This window comes from Flavobacterium sp. NPDC079362 (assembly GCF_050267765.1).
GTDB classification, from domain to species: Bacteria; Bacteroidota; Bacteroidia; order Flavobacteriales; family Flavobacteriaceae; genus Flavobacterium; species Flavobacterium azizsancarii.
This window is the reverse complement of sequence record NZ_JBNNFM010000001.1, coordinates 134,308-149,616: the sequence shown is the minus strand read 5'-3', so window position 1 is coordinate 149,616 and position 15,309 is coordinate 134,308. Positions and strand designations below refer to the sequence as shown.

Below are 15,309 nucleotides of genomic sequence, written 5' to 3'. Positions count from 1 at the left end.
TTATAACCCATAAAAGTAGTAATTTTAATTAGATAATTATCAATGAGAAAATTAGTCAATTAAGCTATAAGCAAGGCATTATCTAATTAAAACTCATTTTCTAATTCTCTAATTAGAATCGTATCTTTGCATCAAAATTTAAACAAATGTCAAAGCAAGTTCGTGTGCGTTTTGCACCAAGTCCAACAGGACCTTTACATATTGGCGGAGTTCGTACTGCCCTATTTAATTATTTATTTGCCAAAAAAAACAATGGTGTTTTTTATTTAAGAATTGAGGATACCGATCAAACTCGTTTTGTTCCAGGTGCCGAAGCTTATATTATGGAAGCATTAGAATGGTTAGGAATTGCTCCTGATGAAACTGTTGGGAAAAATGAAAAATTTGGTCCGTACAGACAAAGTGATCGTAAGGAATTATACCAAACTTATGCTGATCAATTGATCAATTCAGGTTGGGCATATTATGCTTTTGATACTCCGGAAACTCTTGACGCTTTGAGAAAAGAACAAGAAGCTGAAGGAAAAACATTTATTTACAATCACACGATCCGTGAAAAGCTTGATACTTCTCTGGTAATTTCTGCTGAAGAAGTTGCTAAAAGAATTGCAAATGGAGAACATTATGTGATCCGTTTTAAAACTCCGGTAGATGAAACGTTACATTTAAAAGATATTATTCGTGGTGATGTAAAATTCGAAACCAGTTTACTTGATGATAAAGTATTGTTCAAAAGTGACGGAATGCCAACATACCATTTAGCCAATATTGTTGATGATCATTTGATGGAAACTTCACATGTAATTCGTGGTGAAGAATGGTTGCCATCGATGCCTCTTCACGTTTTACTATACAGAGCTTTTGGCTGGGATGCGCCGGAATTTGCACATTTGCCTTTGATTTTAAAACCCGTTGGAAATGGAAAATTATCTAAAAGAGATGGTGACAAATTAGGATTTCCTGTGTTTCCACTAGAATGGAAAACCGAAGAAGGTGTTTCATCAGGTTACAGAGAGAAAGGATTTTTCCCGGAAGCAGTTATAAACTTCCTTGCCTTGTTAGGTTGGAATGATGGAACGGATAAAGAATTATTTTCATTAGAAGAATTAGTTGAATCTTTTGACTTGAACAGAGTTCATAAATCCGGAGCTAAATTTGATCCTGAGAAAAATAAATGGTTCAATCATCAATATTTAATCAAAAAAAATGATGCTGATTTAGCGAAAGACTTCACTCCTATTTTAGTAGAAAAAGGTGTTGATATTTCTAAATTTGATGTTACAAGAATCGTTTCCTTAATTAAAGAAAGAGCTCATTTTGTTTCTGAATTTTGGGATTTAACAGATTTCTTTTTCCAGGCGCCAACATCTTATGATGAAAAAGCAAGCAAAAACTGGAAGGAAGAAACGCCGGCATTAATGCAGGAATTGATTTCGACTCTTGAATATATCGATGGTTTTGATTCAGCAAATATCGAAGCAATAGTAAAAGATTGGTTGACTAAAAATGAAATAGGAATGGGTAAAGTTATGCAGCCTTTTCGTTTGAGTTTGGTTGGAGCTCTTAAAGGTCCTCACCTATTTGACATTGTTGAAATTATCGGAAAAGAAGAAACTATTTCGAGAATACAGAAAGCAATTGCAACATTATAATTTATCACCATTAAGAGATTAAGAAAAATTAAGGCAAGCTTTATGAACTTAATCTCTTAATGGTAAAATAATTTCAGCGCTAAGAAACATTGATAATATGTTCTTAGCGTTTTTTTTACGCTTAAAAAATTGAATTTGGCAGATTATTCGTAATTTACCAGATCATAAAAACTAAATCAATATCATTATGAATCCAGTACTTATTATCTTTTTAGTTATTGCGCTCTTTATTTTCATGTCGTCATTCTTTACAGTAAAACAACAAAGTTCGGTTGTTATCGAAAGATTTGGAAAATTCCATAGCGTGAGAAATTCAGGTTTACAATTAAAAATTCCTGTAGTTGACAGATTGGCCGGACGTGTGAATCTTAAAATTCAACAGTTAGATGTTATCATCGAAACCAAAACCAAAGACAACGTTTTTATCAAAATGAAAGTTTCGGTACAGTTCAAAGTTATTCAGGAAAAAGTATACGATGCTTTTTATAAACTGGAATATCCACACGATCAGATTACCGCTTATGTTTTTGATGTTGTTCGTGCCGAAGTTCCTAAATTAAAATTGGATGATGTTTTTGAAAGAAAAGACGATATCGCAATTGCCGTAAAAAGAGAATTAAATGAAGCAATGACTACTTATGGTTATGATATTATCAACACTTTGGTAACCGATATTGATCCGGATATTCAGGTAAAAAATGCCATGAACAGAATCAACGCTGCTGACAGAGAAAAAACGGCTGCTGAATTTGAAGCTGAAAGTTCAAGAATCAGAATCGTTGCAAAAGCAAAAGCTGAAGCTGAAAGTAAACGTTTACAAGGTCAAGGTATTGCAGATCAACGTCGTGAAATTGCAAGAGGTTTAGTAGAAAGTGTTGAAGTTTTGAACAGTGTTGGAATCAATTCCCAAGAAGCTTCAGCATTAATTGTAGTTACACAACATTATGACACACTGCAGGCAATTGGTGCAGATGCAAATTCTAACCTAATCTTGTTACCAAACTCTCCTCAAGCCGGAAGTGATATGTTAAACAATATGGTTGCATCGTTCTCAGCATCAAACCAAGTTGGTGAAATGATGAAGAAAAACAATAAAAAATTAGCGAAACCAAAACCTATTGAACCACAACATGGTTATGAAGATGACATCGAACCAGAAACAAAATAAATTATAAAAACAAAAAAGAGGCTTATTTGCCTCTTTTTTTATTGATAAACCAATTGATTACAAAAGGTAAAATGGATTGTAAAATCTGTGGATAAGATTTTGTAAAGTATTCTTTATAAGAAGAAAAAACTCCACCAACAATACTTTGAGGTGTTATAGATTCTTTCGTTTTCTGAAAACTTAAAACTAGTTTTTGGTAATTAATATCTTTTTCGAGTTTCAAAATTTCCAAATCTCTTTCTATTGCCGCGTATGATGAGTATTTTTTAGTTTCCATAATTAATCATTAAAAAATATTTCTGAAAATTTTCCCAATATCGGACCTTCAACAAATTTATCTTTCAAGAAGAAAAGTAAAATTGTAAAGATTAAATAGATCCCTCCTACTGCTAAAAAGCCAAGTGCATTACTTTCGAATAAAGCTCCAAAAGCATATGCTGCAGCAAAAGATCCGAATATCATCACCATACTAAAGCACAATAAAATCAAAGTAAACTTTAAAATTAAAGTCGCTGATTTCATGGTCACTTTAAAAACCCAAAGTTTATAATAAGCCAAATGACTATCAAGATAAACTTTAGCCTGATCTTGAATTTTTTCAGTATTTTCTTTTAATTCTTCAAAAGCCATAATTGTAATTTTAATTAAAAAAAGAAGCACAAAACTCATGATCTAATAATTGCAATATCGATTATCTTTTAAAATAATCTAAACAATCATAAAACCATTTTAAGCTTTGTGCTTCCTGGATTATTATTTTTGAAGTTTAGCGTTTTGAGCTTTCAAATCAGCTAATTTAGTTTCTAAAAAGCTAATTACTTCTTCAGTTTTGTAACTCATATTCGAAAGTAGCTCACCATATGTTCCATCAAGATTTTCTTTTGCATGTGCGAACTTTTCACGCAATACTTCAGAACTTGCAGAAAGTGAATCTTTCAAATTATGTTTCGCATCATCTAAACCTTCCTTCAGCTTAGCGCGAGTTTTTGATCCTTTTTCCGGAGCAAATAAAATTCCGAACGCTGCTCCTACTGCAGCACCAGCTAAAATTGCCGCAACTGTATTTACATTTTTTGACATAACATTAAAATTTAAATGATTACTAAAGGTAGTCTTTTTTTGAATTACAAATTATTGGTTCATTGTAATTTAATAAAAATTAACACTAAATTTAATACACATAAGCTACAGCTTCATATTTACCATCACCTTTTTCAACAATACTAACAAACGGGTATCCGTTTGAAGCAGACTGTGTTTTGATTCTCATTGCAGTCTGGTTTTTATTAGCAATTGGCGGTTCTCCTTTTGTTTTTGTCGAAACCCCAGAAAAATTAGCTACTTGTTTTAAACCTATTGTCTTGTCCTGAGATAAAACTGTTACAAATTTATAATCAGATTTAGAATCTACTATAACTTTATCAGATACATTTTGAGTTTGATTCGATTTTTTATTTGTAATTTTTGAAACAGCATATTTGCTAATTTTATGTTCTTCAGCACTTCCATTCAAAGAATAATAAACCAGATCATTGTCAAGTTTTATAAAATTAACATCAAGTTGTTCACCATTATGTTTTGTAATTTGATGTGTTTGAGAAATTGCAATATTTGCAAATAAAATCGATAGCGTAAAAAATAGAATTTTCATAATATTAAAATTTAAGGATTAAAATTGTTAATGTCAAACAAAAGACAAAATTTCAAATAACCCATAAAATTAATTTCATGAAATTTTTAAATTATGAAATACATTCTGAAAAATACTTTTACGCTATAAGTATTATCAAAGTACAATCACAATTACAATTGACCATAAAATCAATCTTTAGAATTCAGATTTAGAATTGACTCTAAAACCAAAAATCATTCATTTTTGAATTTTAGAAAACTCAGATTCGATTCTCAAGTGAAATTCGAAATTTGACACTTTAGATTTGACCTTTGGATAAAAATAACAACTTTATAAACAATTGTATGTTAACAACCCGTTAAACTAAGAAAAATGAGGTTTAAAACTCAAATAAAGCTCGATTATCAACAATAAATCAAAAGAGGATTAATGACATGAAAGAAATAAAAAAAACACTTTAAAATCAATTTATAGAAGCCGATTTTAATTAATTAAATCTATTAAAATAATATTAATAATAGTTTTATCCAATAATAAACAAAAAGATAAAATATTAAATATCCAATCAATTAAATTGATAATTTAAAATAAGATAAATTTTAGAATATTAAAAGGCAAAAGTAAAAATCAAGAAATAAATTGAAAAATAATTTACATTCAACGTTATAAACAATTCTGTGTTAACAACCCAAAAAACTATACAAAACAGGACTTAAAACTAAAATAAGACCTCCAGTTTAATGATTTTTCATGAGAGGATTAACGAGGTCAAAGATTTTTAAAACTACCTTAAAATTAATTTATGAAGGTTACTTTTGATCTAAAAAATTTATATATTTTATATTTTCAATAGAAAAACCATATAATAAGAAAAGCGCTTATAAAAAGCGCTTTTCAATAGATTCTAGTGATGTTATTTTTTAACCATCTCGGCAAGAATTTCATTTTCTCGCTCCGAAGCATTTTTTGGTGGATTTGAATATAATTTCAAAATTTCGTCTTCAAACTGATTTCTTAAATTTAAATCTTCAATATCTCTTAAATTCAAAAGTGCTTTAGATCGAACATAAGTCGATTCACTTCTAAGTGACATGGTATATAATTTTTTAATATCGTCTTCTTCAAAATCTGTAGATTTCCAGTTAGAATATTTCAAAATAAATTGAGCAAATAACAATGAACCTTTATTATTGTTAATATTCTTCTTTAATGAATTTTGTAATAAAGAAAAACTAGAAACATTTTTGATACTCTCGCCTATTGCACTTTCAATTGCAATACGTTCCGGTTTAGTTTCAACTTTAAAATATTTATTAATGTCTTTTAAAGAATTATTAATGCTGTTTTCTTCTTTTTTACCTTTTTCTTCCCAGGCGTCTTTTAGTCCAACAGTTTTGTTAAATACTAATTTTGAAGCAGTTGAATCTTTATCAACAGTAAAATAACCCAAACGTTGAAACTGAAATTTATCTTCATTTTGAGCTGTTGCTAAACTTGGTTCGACAAATCCAGTAATTACTTCTAATGAATTTGGATTTACAAAATCTAAGAAATTTTTGTCTTTATAACTGTCCGGTGCTTCATCTGTAAACAAACGATCATACATACGAACTTCTGCTTCAATAGCATGAGAAATAGAAACCCAATGCAATGTTCCTGATACTTTTCTTTGGCTTGCTTCTGTCCCACTTCCACTCAAAGAATCAGTATCATAAGTTACGTGAATCTCTGTAATATTCCCTTCAGAATCTTTTATAACACTTTCTCCTTTAATGATATAAGCATTTTTAAGACGTACTTCTTTACCTAAAGTCAAACGGAAAAACTTAGCCGGAGCTTCTTCAAGAAAGTCTTCTCTTTCTATATATAATTCACGAGAAAAAGGTACTTTTCTGAAACCTGCATTTTCATCTTCCTGATTATTTTCGGCTTCTAACCACTCCTCTTTTCCTTCAGGATAATTTGTAATAACCAATTTTACAGGATCTAAAACTGCCATTACACGAGGTGCAATTTTGTTTAAATCTTCACGAATACAAAACTCTAAAACTGATACACTGATCAAATTATCTCGTTTTGCAATTCCGGTTGTATTGGCAAAATTACGCAATGAAGCAGCTGTATAACCACGTCTTCTTAATCCTGAAATTGTAGACATTCTAGGATCATCCCAACCGTTAACATGCTTTTCTTTAACTAGTTGCTGTAATTTTCTTTTACTAACAACGGTATGTGATAAGTTACGTCTTGCAAATTCTCTTTGCTTTGGACGTAGTTTATTTTCTTCTAAAATCTGGTCTAAAAACCAATCGTATAATTCGCGGTGTGGCAAAAATTCAAGTGTACAGAATGAATGTGAAATTCCTTCTAAATAATCACTTTGTCCATGTGCCCAATCATACATTGGATAAATTTTCCAACTATCTCCGGTTCTATGATGTTCTTTGTGTAAAATCCTGTACATGATAGGATCACGCATCAACATATTAGTCGATTTCATGTCTATTTTTGCACGAAGAATATGAGTTCCAGCTGCAAATTCACCGTTTTTCATTCTTTCGAATAAACCTAAATTCTCTTCAACAGAACGATTTCTATACGGACTATCTGTTCCAATTGTAGATGGAGTTCCTTTTTGAATGGCCATATCTTCAGAAGACTGACTATCAACATATGCTTTATCTTTTTTAATTAATAAAACTGCCCAATCATACAATTGTTGAAAATAATCTGAAGCATAACGTTCTTCTGACCAGGTATAACCTAACCATTCAACATCTTTTTTAATGGCGTCTACAAATTCCTGTTCTTCTTTTTCAGGGTTTGTATCATCAAAACGTAAATTCACAGGAGATTGATAATCAATTCCTAAACCAAAATTTAATGCAATAGAACTTGCATGACCAATATGTAAATAACCATTTGGTTCTGGTGGAAAACGAAAATGAAGCTTGCTTTGCGAAAGACCTGATTTAAGATCTTCTTCTATGATTTGTTCAATAAAATTGAGTGATTTTTCTTCTGATGCCATTATTTTATAGTAATTTTAGCAAAGATAAAAAAAAGGTTTCAGGTTTCAGGTTTAAAGTTACTTAACTGGCGTTAAACCTGAAACTTTAAACTTGAAACTAAATTTATTACTATTTTTGCATAAATATTGAAAGTTATGAGACAATTAACTGTTACAATTCCAGACGATTTCTACGAAACTTTTGTTAGTTTTTTTAAACATATTCCAGATGTTTCTATCGACGAAAATACTGCGAATGAAGTTCCGTTATGGCAGCAAGAAATGGTTTTAGAACGCATGAAAAATGCTAAACCAGAAGATTATATTGATGCTGATGTTGCTTTAGAAAATTTAAAAAATAAATATGGTTTTTAAAGTTTTAATAGTAAAAAGAGCCGATTTAGAAATTGAAGAGGCTCTTCAATACTATGAAAATATTAGAAAAGGTTTGGGAGAAAAATTTCTTTTAGATTACAAAGACCATTTGAAAACGCTTTACAAATTTCCTCTTTTTGAGGAAAAATACAATGTTGTTCGTACTTTACCCTTAAAGAAATTTCCTTACACTATTCACTTTACAGTTAATGAATTAGAAAAAATTGTTTCTATTCAAGCCGTAACTTGCAACTATCAAGATCCGAATATTACAAGAATAAAATTATAAAAATGGGAGTTATTAAACTAAAAAACATTCGTACTTTTTCCTACCACGGATGCATGATTGAAGAAGGAAAAATTGGATCTGACTATACAGTTGATCTGAAAATTAAAACCAATTTGCAAAAATCAGCTGACACAGATCATCTTACAGACACGGTTGATTATGTACATTTGAACAAAATTGTGACGGAAGAAATGGCAATTCGTTCGCATTTATTAGAGCATGTTGCCAAAAGAATCAATATTCGCGTACTTGCTGAAATAAAAACTGCAGAAAAAACTACCGTTTGGGTTTCTAAAATAAATCCTCCTATTGGTGGTGATGTTGAATCAGTTACTATAAAAATGACGGAAGTTAGAAAGTAATTCTTTCAAATAAAATATTTATTTTTTAAAATACTTCATTTTAAACTTTTGAAATTTAAAGATTTTAGTTACTTTTGCCATCCGTTCAACTACGGCGTCGTGGCCGAGCGGCTAGGCTGGGCTCTGCAAAAGCTCCTACTCCGGTTCGAATCCGGACGATGCCTCAAAAAGAGATACAGAAATGTATCTCTTTTTTTATGCTTAATTTTTAGAAAAAATTAGATTAAAGATTATGTTCGAATCCGGAAGATGCTCCAAAAACCTCAAAGAAATGTATCGCTTTTTTTATGCTTAATTTTTAGAAAAAATTAGATTAAAGGTTATGTTCGAATCCGAAAGATGCTCCAAAAACTTCAAAGAAATGTATCTCTTTTTTTTATGTTTAATTTTTAGAAAAAATTAGATTAAAGATTACGTTCGAATCCGGAAGATGCTCCAAAAACCTCAAAGAAATGTATCTCTTTTTTTTATGTTTAATTTTTAGAAAAAACTAAATTAAAGGTTATGTTTGAATCCGAAAGATGCTCCAAAAATCTTAAAGAAATGTATCTTTTTTACGTTCGAATTCAGGCTATACCTCAAAAACCTTCACAGACATCTCTTTGTGTCTAACTTTCCACAATCTTGTCATCTCGAGGAACGAGAGATCACACAAGTAACTCTACAAAGATTGGCGATTATGTTTGCGGAGCTTCTAATGCGATCCTTCCTTCGTCAGGATGACAAAAATGAGTACAATATTTGCGTGTAACTATTATACAAAGTGCCGGTGTTTTCATTCGAATACGAAAAACTAAACAAAAATATTGTTATGAAAATAAGTACCCTAGCCCTGATAGAAGTGGAAATCCTTTTGTGGCGGGGTTCGACACAAAAGATTGAAACGGATAGCGGGATTAGCTCTTAAAAAAAAGATTTGACTCTATCACAGAAATCAAAATGACAAAGTTCTACATGAACATTATGAACATAAAAAAACCTCTGAAATTCAGAGGTTTAATTTTATATTTTTGAGTTATTAACAACTACTTCTCGATCTTCTCAAAGGCATGTTTTACCATTTCTTTTTCTTTGGGAAACCAACCCTGAATCATTAGAACGAATCCAAAAACCATTAAAACAATGCTTATAATTTTTTTAATCTTAACAATATTGGTTGGCGTCATTTTAGATTTTAATTGTTTGGCTAATAGTATTTTAATACAATCTACTATTAAATACGTAATAATAACCGCAGTAAAAAAAGTAAACATTCTTGAATTTTGCATTTCTAATTTTGGTCCTACAGAAATAATCACGGCAAGCCAGAAACCTAATACACCAATGTTAATAACGTTCAGTATAAAGCCTTTTATAAACAGACTTCCGTAGTTTCTTTTTATGATATCACGATCTATTGCTTCATCATCAATCTTTTCTTCATTTTTTAATCTCACAAAAGAAATTATACCGTAAGCCAGCATAATAATTCCGCCAAAAATAAAAAGTGCCGGTTTATCCTTTAAACTCTGTATAAGTCTGTAACTTCCTAAATAAGCAATTGCTATAAAAAAAATATCACCTAATACTACACCAAGATCAAAAACTATTGCAGCTCTGAATCCTTTTGTAATACTGGTTTCCAGTAGTATAAAAAATACCGGACCTACCATAAAACTTAAAAAAAGTCCCCATGGCAGTCCAGCTAAAATATCATTTATCATTCAAATACGATTTCTTATTTTACTTCTTCAATTTTACCTCCAAAAACCGTTTTTTGATTAATTTGTTTCGGTTTTCCATAAATGTAAATAGAGCCTCCTGCGCTTACTTTTGCATCTACAAGGGTTGATGCATTCACATCTGCTTTTCCGCCCGCAGAAACGCTTACTTTAGTCTGAGACGTGCTTAATTTACTTGCCAGAAGATATCCTCCTGCTCCAAGACTTGCATCCTGATTAGCGGCTTTACCTGATAATGTAATTTCTCCTCCTGAAACTGAACTTACATTAAGCTTATCAACATCTAAAGGAACATTAATTTTAGCACCTTCCTGAGCACTTACTTTAAACGAAGTAGCTTTAATAGTTTCTTTACTGGTAACTTCTGCGCCTTCATTGGCATCTATAAGTTCTATGTGCTTGTAATAAAGGGTAATATCCAAATCATTACCTGATAATAATTTAGGAAAAGGCATTCTTAGTTTTAATATTCCTTTCTTGTTAACAACTTCAACTTCAGATTCACGCGCTCCTTTAATAACTACTTTATTTTCTGAAGACTGTACTAATTTTACACTTAACTTATCAAATACCTTAACGGTATCAAAATCACCTACTTCTTTGGTAACCTGACCAAAAGACATTTGAACAAATAAAATTGCAACTCCTATAACTAACTTTTTCATACTTTTATTTTTTAATTAAACTTCTATTCCGCTCTTCTTAAAAAATGAAAATCCAGTTGTTTTTTAACTAAATCGGCATTTTTTACTTTTACATAAATTTCATCTCCTAATTGTAAAACACTATTTGAAGTGGCTCCAACTAAAGCATATTGTTTTTCATCGAAAGTATAATAATCATCTTTTATATCTCTGATTCTTACCATTCCTTCGCATTTGTTAGAAACAATTTCAACATAAATTCCCCATTCAGTAACACCTGAAATAACACCCAAGAATTCTTCGTCCTGGTGATCCTGCATGTATTTAACCTGCATGTATTTAATACTATCTCGCTCAGCATTAGTAGCTAAACTTTCCATAGTCGAACAATGCAGACATTTTGCTTCATACACTTCTTCATTTACAGATGCACCGTTATCTAAATAATATTGCAGCAAACGATGTACCATAACATCAGGATAACGACGAATTGGCGAAGTAAAATGACTGTAATAATCAAAAGCTAAACCATAATGACCAATATTTTCTGTCGAATATTTGGCTTTACTCATACTTCTAATGGCAAGAGTATCAATTAAGTTTTGCTCTTTTTTACCATTTGCTTCTTCCATCAAAGCATTCAATGATTTCGAAATATCTCCTTTGTTACGGAAATCTATTTTATAACCAAATTTAGCAATTACGGTTTGCATCGCAATTAATTTGTCTTCGTTTGGTTCATCGTGAATCCTGTAAATAAAAGTTTTCTTTTGTTTACCAATGTATTCAGCCACTTTTCTGTTGGCCAAAAGCATGAATTCTTCAATCAGATGATTGGCATCTTTAGAAACTTTAAAATAAACTCCTTCTGGTTCTCCTTGTTCATCTAAGTTGAATTTTACTTCGACTTTATCAAAAGAAATAGCACCATTTGCCATTCTTTTCTTTCTTAGAATCTTAGCTAATTCATCTAGTTTTAAAGTTGCCTGTGTTATTTCATCAGAAACTACATAAGATTCTCCTGTGATCGAAATATCAAGCGGAATTGTACTATCTTTTGTTTCAATGATATATTGTGCTTCTTCATAAGCAAAACGCTGATCTGAATAAATTACAGTTCTACCAAACCATTGGTTGATAACTTGTGCATTTTCTGAAACTTCAAAAATTGCTGAGAATGTATATTTCTCTTCATTTGGTCGTAACGAACAGGCAAAATTAGATAAAACTTCCGGAAGCATTGGCACTACTCTATCAACTAAATAAACCGAGGTTGCTCGTTGATACGCTTCATCATCCAGAATTGTTCCTTCTTCAAGATAATAAGAAACATCGGCAATGTGAATTCCAATTTCGTAATTTCCGTTTTCTAATTTTTTGAAAGACAAGGCATCATCAAAATCTTTTGCATCTTTTGGATCTATCGTAAACGTAAGAGTATCACGCATATCACGACGTTTTGCAATCTCTGATTCCTGAATAGACGTATCTATTTTTTGTGCAAACACTTCTACTTCTACCGGAAAATCTGATGGTAAACCATATTCAGCAAGAATAGCATGAATCTCTGTATTATGTTCTCCTGGTTTTCCTAAAACCCTGAGCACAGATCCAAACGGACTATCGGCTCTTTTTGGCCAGTCTTCGATGTTAACTAAAACTACGTCACCATTTTCTGCTTCGCCAATTTTATCCTTTGGAATAAAAATATCCGTATACATCTTAGGATTTGCTGTAGATACAAAAGCAAAATTTGCCTGAATATCTATTACTCCTACAAATTCTGTCTTGTTTCTTTCTACAACTTCAATTACTTCACCTTCAGGTCTTTTACCTTTTCTTCGGTTATAAACATAAACTTTGACTTTGTCTTTGTCTAAGGCACGATTCAAATTATTGGTTGGGATAAAAACATCTTCACTAAAATCAGGACAAATAAAATATGCCGTTTTTCTACTGGTCATATCAATTGTTCCTTCATAGTAATCCTGACTTTCGGCTTTTACTAAATATTTACCTGGTTCAGATTCTATAATTTTCTTTGAAGCAGCCAGAATTTTTAAATCTTTTATAATCTGGTTTCTGCTTTTTGTATCATCAAGTTCAAGCTTTGCTCCTATCTGTTTGTAATTAAATGCTTTATTAGGACTTTGCGATAAAATTTTTATTATTTTACTAGAGAGATCTGTCTCCTTTTTTATCGGCTTTCTAATTTTCTTACTCATATATCTTTTCTTAAAAAGTTAAAATTACAAATAAGATATCAGATTATAGATTTTAACAAATAAATTATTAAAAATATAACTTTCAAAAGAAGTGATTTATTGATTTTTAAAAGGTCATTTATAATTTGCCTCTTTAAATTAATGCTGCCTGCAAATTTAAGTAATGCTCATTTCGTATATTTACAAAAAGACCTCATATGGAAAGCTTTAAAACCATTGCAATATTCAATTATCAGCACGAAACAGTCGTTCTGAAGCACTTATTAGAGCAAGAAGACATTCCGTATTATTTTGAGAACGAAATGACCTTATCTGTCGTCCCAATGTACACAACTGCTCTGGGTGGAATCAAACTCAAAGTTCATCCAAACGATTTCGATGAAGTTCAGCAAATTCTGGATAATCTTAATAACCCTTTGAAAATTGTTTAAACCAATCTGTTTTTTCAATTTCAAAAAATTAAATTTCCTTTTTAATTTTCAAAGTTGTCAACATATATTAAATACAACAAAAAGAAAAATTTAAATTAAATTAATTTTTGGTTGTTATTATAGCTTGTTAATATGTGCTATAAATTTATTTTTAAAAGTGTTGAAATGAAGTTTCTCTTAGTTATCGTGAGTTATCAACATACTTAAATTGAGTTAAAGGATTAATTTCTAAGCGTTTTTGTATTTTAATTAACAATGGTTAACAACCAAAAACAGATTCATTTTGTAGATAAGTTCATATGTTGAAATTTGTTGAAAATAGCATTTTTAGTATTGATAACTTTTCCAAAAATTCATCAAACTTTATTAGGTTATTTCATTGCGGTTTTGGATTAGGTTTTTTTTCGACACAACCAAAAAAAACTTCTAATTTTCTATCTCAACTTATTAACAAATAATGTTAACTTAAAGTTAACTGAATATCAATGAATTAGGTTTCGCTATTAACATTATAAAATTTTAACAAAATAACTGATTATTATTTATTGATTATGAGATACTTATAGAGTTATCAATAATGTTAATAAGTGTTAAGATTTTGATATAAAGAGAGTTGTGAAATAAACTTTTTTGCACGATAAATTTAGGAATGTATATCAATTCTTTTAATTGTTTACAACCATCTTTAATTGTTTACAAAAGGAAAAAATTAGTACTAATTAGTTAAATTCATGGCGAACTTTTCTTTTCAAATAGAATTACTTCAAAATTCTTTAAGTAAATTTGCATAACACAACTCAAATACCATTTATAATGAAAATTTCGATAGGGAATGACCACGCAGGACCAGATTATAAAAAAGCAATCGTTGCGATGCTTAAAGCAAAAGGATATGAAGTAACTAATTATGGTACAGATTCTGAAGATTCTGTTGATTATCCAGATTACGGTCATCCGGTTGCGAATGATGTATCTGAAGGAAAAGCTGATTTTGGAATTGTAATCTGCGGAAGCGGAAACGGAATTGCAATGACGGTTAACAAACATCCTAAAGTAAGAGCCGGTTTATGCTGGACTAAGGAAATTGCTTATTTAACCCGTTTACATAACGATGCAAACATTGTGAGCATTCCGGCACGTTTTACTTCTATCCCACAAGCGGTTGAAATTGTCGAAACGTTTTTAACAACTGCTTTTGAAGGTGGAAGACACCAAAATAGAGTAAATAAAATTGCTTGTCAATAAGTCAAAAAAAAATTGCAGTGCGAAGCACCAGTAAAAAATAAATAAACCGGACGGATTTTAATAATTCATCCGGTTTATTTATTTTAAGTGGTTTAAAAACAGTTTGTTATAATGTAATTTTGTAGTTATTAACATTGTTAATAACTGTATTTAACCAATCAATTCGTTAGTAAAAAAGCAATTGTAAAAATATTGACATTATAGATAAATAGAAGTATAGCAATTGCAATTTGAATAAAAACAATAGCCGAAAATTTTAAAATAAAAGAAGGCTTACTTGTTTTATGCCTGAAGAGTAGCATTGCTACTAATAAACCGATTGCTCCGCCAAAAAATGCAATTGTAAATAAGGTGTTTTCCGGAATTCTGCGTTTCTGTTTGATGGCCAAACGTTTATCGTATCCCGCCAGAAAAAATTCAATACTATTTATAACAAAAAACAAAACTAATAAAACTTCCATTGGCTAATAATTAAAAACAAAGATATTATTTTAACAACGTAATGCAGTAAATCTATTTATTTTGGAAAATAAGTTTATTTTTGTTAAAATTTA

General features: G+C 30.5%; 16 protein-coding genes and 1 tRNA gene. 8 read left to right on the top strand and 9 right to left on the bottom strand.

What is annotated here, in order from left to right; all coding sequences use genetic code 11:
- The first annotated feature begins 146 nt into the window (after positions 1–146).
- Positions 147–1,652, top strand: coding sequence for a glutamate--tRNA ligase (gene gltX / locus ACQKCJ_RS00670; RefSeq protein WP_427401135.1), 1,506 nt, complete (start codon positions 147–149; stop codon positions 1,650–1,652).
- Positions 1,653–1,839: 187 nt separating this feature from the next.
- Entirely contained in the window at positions 1,840–2,820 is a 981-nt protein-coding gene (locus tag ACQKCJ_RS00665) for an SPFH domain-containing protein (RefSeq protein WP_271336736.1), read from the top strand.
- A 22-nt stretch (positions 2,821–2,842) separates the two neighbouring features.
- Here the strand turns inward: ACQKCJ_RS00665 and ACQKCJ_RS00660 are convergent, their stop codons facing one another.
- The 5 genes from ACQKCJ_RS00660 to ACQKCJ_RS00640 form a co-directional block, all read right to left on the bottom strand.
- Positions 2,843–3,097: a DUF6327 family protein gene (locus tag ACQKCJ_RS00660; protein WP_271336737.1), complete on the bottom strand. Its 255-nt coding sequence runs from the start codon at positions 3,095–3,097 to the stop codon at positions 2,843–2,845.
- Positions 3,098–3,099: 2 nt separating this feature from the next.
- A complete protein-coding gene (locus tag ACQKCJ_RS00655; RefSeq protein WP_271336738.1) occupies positions 3,100–3,450 on the bottom strand; it encodes a competence protein in 351 nt (116 codons plus the stop codon).
- 123 nt (positions 3,451–3,573) lie between these two features.
- On the bottom strand, positions 3,574–3,900 hold the full coding sequence (locus tag ACQKCJ_RS00650) for a YtxH domain-containing protein (protein WP_271336739.1): 327 nt from the start codon (positions 3,898–3,900) through the stop codon (positions 3,574–3,576).
- 91 nt (positions 3,901–3,991) lie between these two features.
- Positions 3,992–4,471: a hypothetical protein gene (locus ACQKCJ_RS00645; protein ID WP_271336740.1), complete on the bottom strand. Its 480-nt coding sequence runs from the start codon at positions 4,469–4,471 to the stop codon at positions 3,992–3,994.
- An 895-nt stretch (positions 4,472–5,366) separates the two neighbouring features.
- Positions 5,367–7,484 (bottom strand): glutamine--tRNA ligase/YqeY domain fusion protein, encoded by a 2,118-nt coding sequence (locus tag ACQKCJ_RS00640; protein WP_427401134.1) that lies wholly within the window; start codon positions 7,482–7,484, stop codon positions 5,367–5,369.
- A 135-nt stretch (positions 7,485–7,619) separates the two neighbouring features.
- Between ACQKCJ_RS00640 and ACQKCJ_RS00635 the strand changes: the two genes are divergently transcribed.
- The 4 genes from ACQKCJ_RS00635 to ACQKCJ_RS00620 all read left to right on the top strand — a co-directional run bounded on the left by ACQKCJ_RS00635 (position 7,620) and on the right by ACQKCJ_RS00620 (position 8,653).
- Positions 7,620–7,838: a hypothetical protein gene (locus ACQKCJ_RS00635; RefSeq protein WP_271336743.1), complete on the top strand. Its 219-nt coding sequence runs from the start codon at positions 7,620–7,622 to the stop codon at positions 7,836–7,838.
- Positions 7,828–8,127 (top strand): hypothetical protein, encoded by a 300-nt coding sequence (locus tag ACQKCJ_RS00630; protein ID WP_271336744.1) that lies wholly within the window; start codon positions 7,828–7,830, stop codon positions 8,125–8,127. Before ACQKCJ_RS00635 ends, ACQKCJ_RS00630 begins: the two co-directional genes overlap by 11 nt.
- A gap of 2 nt (positions 8,128–8,129) precedes the next feature.
- Positions 8,130–8,489: a dihydroneopterin aldolase gene (gene folB / locus ACQKCJ_RS00625; RefSeq protein ID WP_427401133.1), complete on the top strand. Its 360-nt coding sequence runs from the start codon at positions 8,130–8,132 to the stop codon at positions 8,487–8,489.
- Between the two features lie 93 nt (positions 8,490–8,582).
- Positions 8,583–8,653: transfer RNA gene (locus ACQKCJ_RS00620), tRNA-Cys, on the top strand.
- Positions 8,654–9,514: 861 nt separating this feature from the next.
- Here ACQKCJ_RS00620 and ACQKCJ_RS00615 read toward each other — a convergent pair.
- Genes ACQKCJ_RS00615 through rnr form a run of 3 tightly spaced genes read right to left on the bottom strand, consistent with a single transcriptional unit; the run spans position 9,515 to position 13,079 of the window.
- Positions 9,515–10,192 (bottom strand): LysE family translocator, encoded by a 678-nt coding sequence (locus tag ACQKCJ_RS00615; protein WP_427401132.1) that lies wholly within the window; start codon positions 10,190–10,192, stop codon positions 9,515–9,517.
- Between the two features lie 14 nt (positions 10,193–10,206).
- Positions 10,207–10,875: a head GIN domain-containing protein gene (locus ACQKCJ_RS00610; protein ID WP_427401131.1), complete on the bottom strand. Its 669-nt coding sequence runs from the start codon at positions 10,873–10,875 to the stop codon at positions 10,207–10,209.
- 23 nt (positions 10,876–10,898) lie between these two features.
- The gene (gene rnr, locus ACQKCJ_RS00605; RefSeq protein WP_427401130.1) at positions 10,899–13,079 is read right to left on the bottom strand and encodes a ribonuclease R; all 2,181 of its coding nucleotides are present in this window, start codon (positions 13,077–13,079) and stop codon (positions 10,899–10,901) included.
- A 197-nt stretch (positions 13,080–13,276) separates the two neighbouring features.
- Between rnr and ACQKCJ_RS00600 the strand changes: the two genes are divergently transcribed.
- Together ACQKCJ_RS00600 and rpiB are read left to right on the top strand one after the other, a co-directional pair.
- Positions 13,277–13,510, top strand: coding sequence for a DUF2007 domain-containing protein (locus ACQKCJ_RS00600; protein WP_271338583.1), 234 nt, complete (start codon positions 13,277–13,279; stop codon positions 13,508–13,510).
- 813 nt (positions 13,511–14,323) lie between these two features.
- Complete coding sequence (gene rpiB, locus ACQKCJ_RS00595; protein WP_041520454.1) at positions 14,324–14,755, top strand: ribose 5-phosphate isomerase B; 432 nt, start codon at positions 14,324–14,326, stop codon at positions 14,753–14,755.
- 158 nt (positions 14,756–14,913) lie between these two features.
- Here the strand turns inward: rpiB and ACQKCJ_RS00590 are convergent, their stop codons facing one another.
- Entirely contained in the window at positions 14,914–15,216 is a 303-nt protein-coding gene (locus ACQKCJ_RS00590) for a DUF1294 domain-containing protein (protein WP_271338584.1), read from the bottom strand.
- Positions 15,217–15,309 lie beyond the last annotated feature (93 nt).

Excerpts from the sequence above, each read along its gene's own strand:
- gltX (WP_427401135.1), top strand. The coding sequence starts at position 147 with ATGTCAAAGCAAGTTCGTGTGCGTTTTGCACCAAGTCCAACAGGACCT.
- ACQKCJ_RS00665 (WP_271336736.1), top strand. The coding sequence starts at position 1,840 with ATGAATCCAGTACTTATTATCTTTTTAGTTATTGCGCTCTTTATTTTC.
- ACQKCJ_RS00660 (WP_271336737.1), bottom strand. The coding sequence starts at position 3,097 with ATGGAAACTAAAAAATACTCATCATACGCGGCAATAGAAAGAGATTTG.
- ACQKCJ_RS00655 (WP_271336738.1), bottom strand. The coding sequence starts at position 3,450 with ATGGCTTTTGAAGAATTAAAAGAAAATACTGAAAAAATTCAAGATCAG.
- ACQKCJ_RS00650 (WP_271336739.1), bottom strand. The coding sequence starts at position 3,900 with ATGTCAAAAAATGTAAATACAGTTGCGGCAATTTTAGCTGGTGCTGCA.
- ACQKCJ_RS00645 (WP_271336740.1), bottom strand. The coding sequence starts at position 4,471 with ATGAAAATTCTATTTTTTACGCTATCGATTTTATTTGCAAATATTGCA.
- ACQKCJ_RS00640 (WP_427401134.1), bottom strand. The coding sequence starts at position 7,484 with ATGGCATCAGAAGAAAAATCACTCAATTTTATTGAACAAATCATAGAA.
- ACQKCJ_RS00635 (WP_271336743.1), top strand. The coding sequence starts at position 7,620 with ATGAGACAATTAACTGTTACAATTCCAGACGATTTCTACGAAACTTTT.
- ACQKCJ_RS00630 (WP_271336744.1), top strand. The coding sequence starts at position 7,828 with ATGGTTTTTAAAGTTTTAATAGTAAAAAGAGCCGATTTAGAAATTGAA.
- folB (WP_427401133.1), top strand. The coding sequence starts at position 8,130 with ATGGGAGTTATTAAACTAAAAAACATTCGTACTTTTTCCTACCACGGA.
- ACQKCJ_RS00615 (WP_427401132.1), bottom strand. The coding sequence starts at position 10,192 with ATGATAAATGATATTTTAGCTGGACTGCCATGGGGACTTTTTTTAAGT.
- ACQKCJ_RS00610 (WP_427401131.1), bottom strand. The coding sequence starts at position 10,875 with ATGAAAAAGTTAGTTATAGGAGTTGCAATTTTATTTGTTCAAATGTCT.
- rnr (WP_427401130.1), bottom strand. The coding sequence starts at position 13,079 with ATGAGTAAGAAAATTAGAAAGCCGATAAAAAAGGAGACAGATCTCTCT.
- ACQKCJ_RS00600 (WP_271338583.1), top strand. The coding sequence starts at position 13,277 with ATGGAAAGCTTTAAAACCATTGCAATATTCAATTATCAGCACGAAACA.
- rpiB (WP_041520454.1), top strand. The coding sequence starts at position 14,324 with ATGAAAATTTCGATAGGGAATGACCACGCAGGACCAGATTATAAAAAA.
- ACQKCJ_RS00590 (WP_271338584.1), bottom strand. The coding sequence starts at position 15,216 with ATGGAAGTTTTATTAGTTTTGTTTTTTGTTATAAATAGTATTGAATTT.